Origin of the sequence: Mesorhizobium sp. M7D.F.Ca.US.004.03.1.1 (assembly GCF_003998635.1) — a bacterium.
GTDB classification, from domain to species: Bacteria; Pseudomonadota; Alphaproteobacteria; order Rhizobiales; family Rhizobiaceae; genus Mesorhizobium; species Mesorhizobium loti.
The window spans coordinates 1-4374 of sequence record NZ_RZQG01000509.1 but is presented as its reverse complement, the minus strand read 5'-3'; the positions used below and the strand labels follow the sequence as shown (position 1 = coordinate 4374).

Annotated in this window: 4 protein-coding genes and 1 pseudogene; 1 reads left to right on the top strand and 4 read right to left on the bottom strand. The window is 62.5% G+C overall.

The features are described 5' to 3' along the window. The 4 genes from EN935_RS24095 to EN935_RS24080 all read right to left on the bottom strand — a co-directional run. On the bottom strand, positions 1-196 hold a 196-nt coding region (locus EN935_RS24095; protein WP_164771302.1), incomplete at its 3' end, for a MoaD/ThiS family protein. A 1-nt stretch (position 197) separates the two neighbouring features. Next, positions 198-794: a CDP-diacylglycerol--glycerol-3-phosphate 3-phosphatidyltransferase gene (gene pgsA, locus EN935_RS24090; protein ID WP_023673449.1), complete on the bottom strand. Its 597-nt coding sequence runs from the start codon at positions 792-794 to the stop codon at positions 198-200. Positions 795-892: 98 nt separating this feature from the next. Then, positions 893-2977 (bottom strand): excinuclease ABC subunit UvrC, encoded by a 2085-nt coding sequence (gene uvrC / locus EN935_RS24085; protein WP_109662893.1) that lies wholly within the window; start codon positions 2975-2977, stop codon positions 893-895. Further along, positions 2974-3732, bottom strand: coding sequence for an SDR family oxidoreductase (locus tag EN935_RS24080; RefSeq protein WP_109662891.1), 759 nt, complete (start codon positions 3730-3732; stop codon positions 2974-2976). Before EN935_RS24080 ends, uvrC begins: the two co-directional genes overlap by 4 nt. A gap of 413 nt (positions 3733-4145) precedes the next feature. Here EN935_RS24080 and EN935_RS24075 point away from each other — a divergent pair. Next, positions 4146-4374 (top strand): annotated as a pseudogene (locus tag EN935_RS24075) (porin family protein); the annotation flags it as partial.

Genomic DNA, 4374 nt, shown 5'->3' with positions numbered 1-4374 from the left:
GCTCTACATGCTCCTGGTTGATGGCGACGCGGATCACGTCGGGATATTGCAGCGCATGCTCGTATTCCTCGCCGCGCGATTTCAGCCAGCGCAGGAGATCGGCGACCGTCTCGACGCCAGCAGGCAGGTCGACGTCTTCCTCAGGCATGCCGATGCGTTCGCGCACCCAGGCAAAATAGATGAGCCGGGTCGTCATCTCATTCGTCCATGATGTGCTTGAGGCCGGCGCGGAAATAATCGTAGCCGGTGTAGAGCGTGACCAGGGCCGCGATCCACAGCAGCACCAGCCCGGTCTGGGTGGTCAGCGGGAAGATCTTGTCGCCGGCAGGCCCGGCCAGCAGGAAGGCGATGGCGACCATCTGGATCGCTGTCTTCCATTTTGCCAGTTGCGTCACCGGCACCGAGACCTTGAGCGCCGCCAGATATTCACGCAGGCCCGAGACGAGGATTTCGCGGCACAGGATGATGATCGCCGCCCACAGCGACCAGCCGGCGATGCCGGCATGACGGTCGGTGTCTGCGGCCAGCAGCAGCAGGCAGGTGGCGACCAGCAGCTTGTCGGCGATCGGGTCAAGCATCTTGCCGATGTTGGAGGTCTGCTGCCAGGCGCGCGCGAGGTAGCCATCCAGATAATCGGTGATCGAGGCGAGCAGGAAGATGATCAGCGCCGACCAGCGAGCGAAGTCGCTCGACTTGAGATGTCCTTCGAGAAAAAAGCACAGCACGACCAGCGGCACCGCGACGATGCGAGCGTAGGTGAGCATATTGGGCAGGTTGAACGCGCGCTTGGCCATATCTAGGGAACTCTTTCTGCCTGCCTACTCAAATCAGAAGCGAATGTGGGGGGTCAACAGGCTAGAATCGATTGGCCAGCCGAAAATACCCGAATCCGTCAGCTCTCATGAAAATGATTGTAGACCAGTTTGGCGACCTGTTCGGAAATGCCGTCGACCTTCCTCAGATCCTCGATGGCCGCGCGGCTGACCGCCTTGGCGGTTCCGAATGCAAGCAGCAGTGCGCGCTTGCGGCCGGGACCGATACCGCTGATCTCGTCGAGCGGGCTCTTGACCATCTCCTTCTTGCGCCGCGCACGGTGCGAGCCAATGGCGAAACGGTGGACCTCGTCGCGCAGACGCTGGACGAAATAGAGCACGGGATCGCGGACCGGCAGAGAAAATGAGTCCCTGCCCCTAACGAAGAAGCGCTCGCGGCCGGCATCGCGGTCCTGGCCCTTGGCGATGCCGATCGCCACCACCCGGTCCTCGATACCGAGATCCGAGAGGATCTTGCGCACCGCCGTCATCTGACCCTGGCCACCGTCGATCAGGATGACGTCGGGCCAGGCCGGGAAGCTGCCGGAGATATCGTCTTCGATATCATCGCCCGCTTCGGCTGCCATCGCCTCGCCTGCCGCCGCATCGCCGGCAACGGCAACATCGCCATGCTCCTTGAGCAGCCGCGAAAACCGCCGCTCCATCACCTCGCGCATCATGCCGAAATCGTCGCCAGGCGTGATCTCGGTCGAGCGGATGTTGAATTTTCTGTACTGGTTTTTGACAAAGCCTTCCGGCCCGGCGACGACCATCGCGCCGACCGCATTGGTGCCCATGATGTGCGAGTTATCATAGACCTCTATGCGCACCGGCGGCTTCGCCAGGCCGAAGGTCTCGGCAAAGCCGGCAAGCAGGCGTCCTTGGGTGGAGGTCTCGGCCAACCGGCGTCCGAGCGCCTCGCGGGCATTCTGCAGGGCGTTGTCGGTCAGGTCCTTCTTCTCGCCACGCTGCGGCACAGAGATCGCGACCTTGCGGCCGGCGCGGGTGGAGAGCGCCTCGGCCAGCAGTTCCTGATCCTCGACGCCATGCGACAGAAGAACGGTCCGCGGCGTCGGCTTGTCGTCATAGAACTGCGCCAGGAACGAACCCAACACCTCGGCTGCTTCCAACGCCGGATCGGCCTTGGGGAAATAAGCACGGTTGCCCCAGTTCTGGCCGGTGCGAAAGAAGAACACCTGGATACAGACCTGGCCGCCCTCCTGGTGGATGGCAAAAACATCAGCCTCGTCGACGGTCGCCGGATTGATGCCCTGGTGGCTCTGCACATGCGACAGGGCCGCAAGCCGATCGCGATAGATCGCGGCCCGCTCGAAATCGAGAGCTTCCGACGCTTGCTGCATCGCGGCCGAGATTTCCGTCTTCACCTTCTGGCTGCGGCCGGACAGAAAGTCCTTCGCCTCGCCGACCAGCTCAGCATAGTCCTGGTGCGAGACCTCTCCGGTGCAGGGGCCGGCGCAGCGCTTGATCTGATAAAGCAGGCACGGCCGCGTGCGGTTCTCGTAAAAAGAGTTGGTGCAACTGCGCAGCAGGAAGGCGCGTTGCAGCGAATTTATGGTGCGGCCGACGGCGCCGGCCGAAGCGAAGGGGCCGAAATAATCGCCTTTGCGCGAGCGTGCGCCGCGATGCTTGTAGATGCCGGGTGAAACATGGTCGCCGGTCAAAAGAATATAGGGAAACGACTTGTCGTCGCGCATCAGCACATTGAATCGCGGCCGCAAGCGCTTGATAAGATTGGCTTCGAGCAGCAGCGCTTCGATCTCGGTGCGGGTGACGACGAACTCCATCGTCGACGTCTCGCGCACCATGCGGCCGATGCGGGTGGTGTGGAAGCGGCCTTGCGCATAGTTGGTGACGCGCTTCTTCAGGCTGCGCGCCTTGCCGACATAGAGCACATCGCCGGCGGCGTTCATCATGCGGTAGACGCCGGGCGCGTTGGGCAGCCGCTTGACCAGCGTCTGGATCACCTCGGCGCCGACCATCCCTTCGGCATCGCCCGCGTGCGGCGTCCAGTCGATAGCGGTGAAGGCGACATCGGGACCGGCTGGTTCGACGATCTCCTCGACCGCCTCGTCCTCGAGGTCGATATCGGGGGGCAGATCGTCGGCGCCGCCGCGCGGCTTGTTTTTGTGGTCTACAGGACTCATTCCGTCATGCCTGTCACATCGGGCGTCTGCCACGCAAGATGCTGGCCACCATCAAGCGCAATCATCTGGCCGGTGACTGAGCGTGCTTCCCAGAGATAGCGGATCGTGGCGCCGAATTCCGACAATTCCGGGCCACGCTTGAGGATCAAGCCATCGACTTGGGCGGCAAAATCGCTGTCGTCCTGGCGCGCGTTCTTCAAGGTAGGTCCCGGGCCGATGGCATTGACGCGGATGCGAGGGCCGAGCGATTGCGCCATCATCTGGGTGGCCGTCCACAAAGTCGACTTGGACAGCGCGTAGGAGAAATAGCGCGGCGTCGGCCGCCAGACGCGCTGATCGATCATATTGACGATCAGGCCCACCTGCCCTTCCGGCAACGCGCGGGCGAAATTCTGCGCCAGCAGCGCCGGCGCCTTCACATGAACGGCAAAGTGCCGATCCCAGGCCCGCCAGTCGAAATCCAGAACCGAATCGTCCTCGAACAGCGACGCATTGTTGACCAGCAGCGAGAGCGGTCCGAGCGCTGCTTGCGCCTGGCCGACGAGGTCGCCGACGGCATCCATATCGGTCAGGTCGGCGGCGATCACGGCGGCGCGGCCGCCGCCGGCGTTGATTGCGGCAGCCAACGCGTCGGCCTCCACACGCGAGCGGTTGCAATGGATGGCGACGGCAAAACCGTGAGCGGCGAGATCGTCAACGATTGCCCGACCGATCCGCTTGGCCCCGCCCGTCACCAGCGCCGTGGCTATGCTCATATGGTGTCAATCCTCAATTTCAGCCCGAAAACACGATGCCGGCGAAATATGGCCGGGCAGGCGTTAAATGGCGTTCGCACCTTGGGCAGCATTGTGGCGAAACAGCCTTTTCGGCGTCCCGACTCGCCTTTGACTCCAAACCGTCCGAGCGGAATATAGGATGCTGGACTCCTTGCACCAAGCGGTGTGCAGTGCAGCATGGAACGGCTCCTGCCATTTCGCTGTTGCGAAGATGCAACGTCAAGGTTCCGCCTCATTCGCGCCGGGGAATGACCCAAGTTCAGGTTCGCTTCAGCCGCATTTTGACACGACATTTGGAACCGACGAACGCCAGATCCGTTTCACCCCCCGGACGGGTAGATGGCGATCGTGAGAAACAAGCCTGTGTCCTGTGGCTTAAGGAGTAAAGAACAATGCAAGCCAATCTCAAATTCGCACGGCCGCTGGCCGTGGCGCTCGGGCTCTTCGCCCTCAGCGGAACTGCCTATGCCGCAGACGTCGTCCAGGAAGAGCCGCCGGCACCCGCGCCGATCGCTGAACTTCCGGTCGCTTCGTGGGCCGGCCCCTATGCCGGTCTCAACGTCGGCTATGGCTTCAGCGGCCATACCAAGGAAAAGGATCTGGGTGTTGACAATGTTGATG

Coding starts and splice junctions, on each gene's coding strand:
- pgsA (WP_023673449.1), bottom strand. CDS start 794: ATGGCCAAGCGCGCGTTCAACCTGCCCAATATGCTCACCTACGCTCGC.
- uvrC (WP_109662893.1), bottom strand. CDS start 2,977: ATGAGTCCTGTAGACCACAAAAACAAGCCGCGCGGCGGCGCCGACGAT.
- EN935_RS24080 (WP_109662891.1), bottom strand. CDS start 3,732: ATGAGCATAGCCACGGCGCTGGTGACGGGCGGGGCCAAGCGGATCGGT.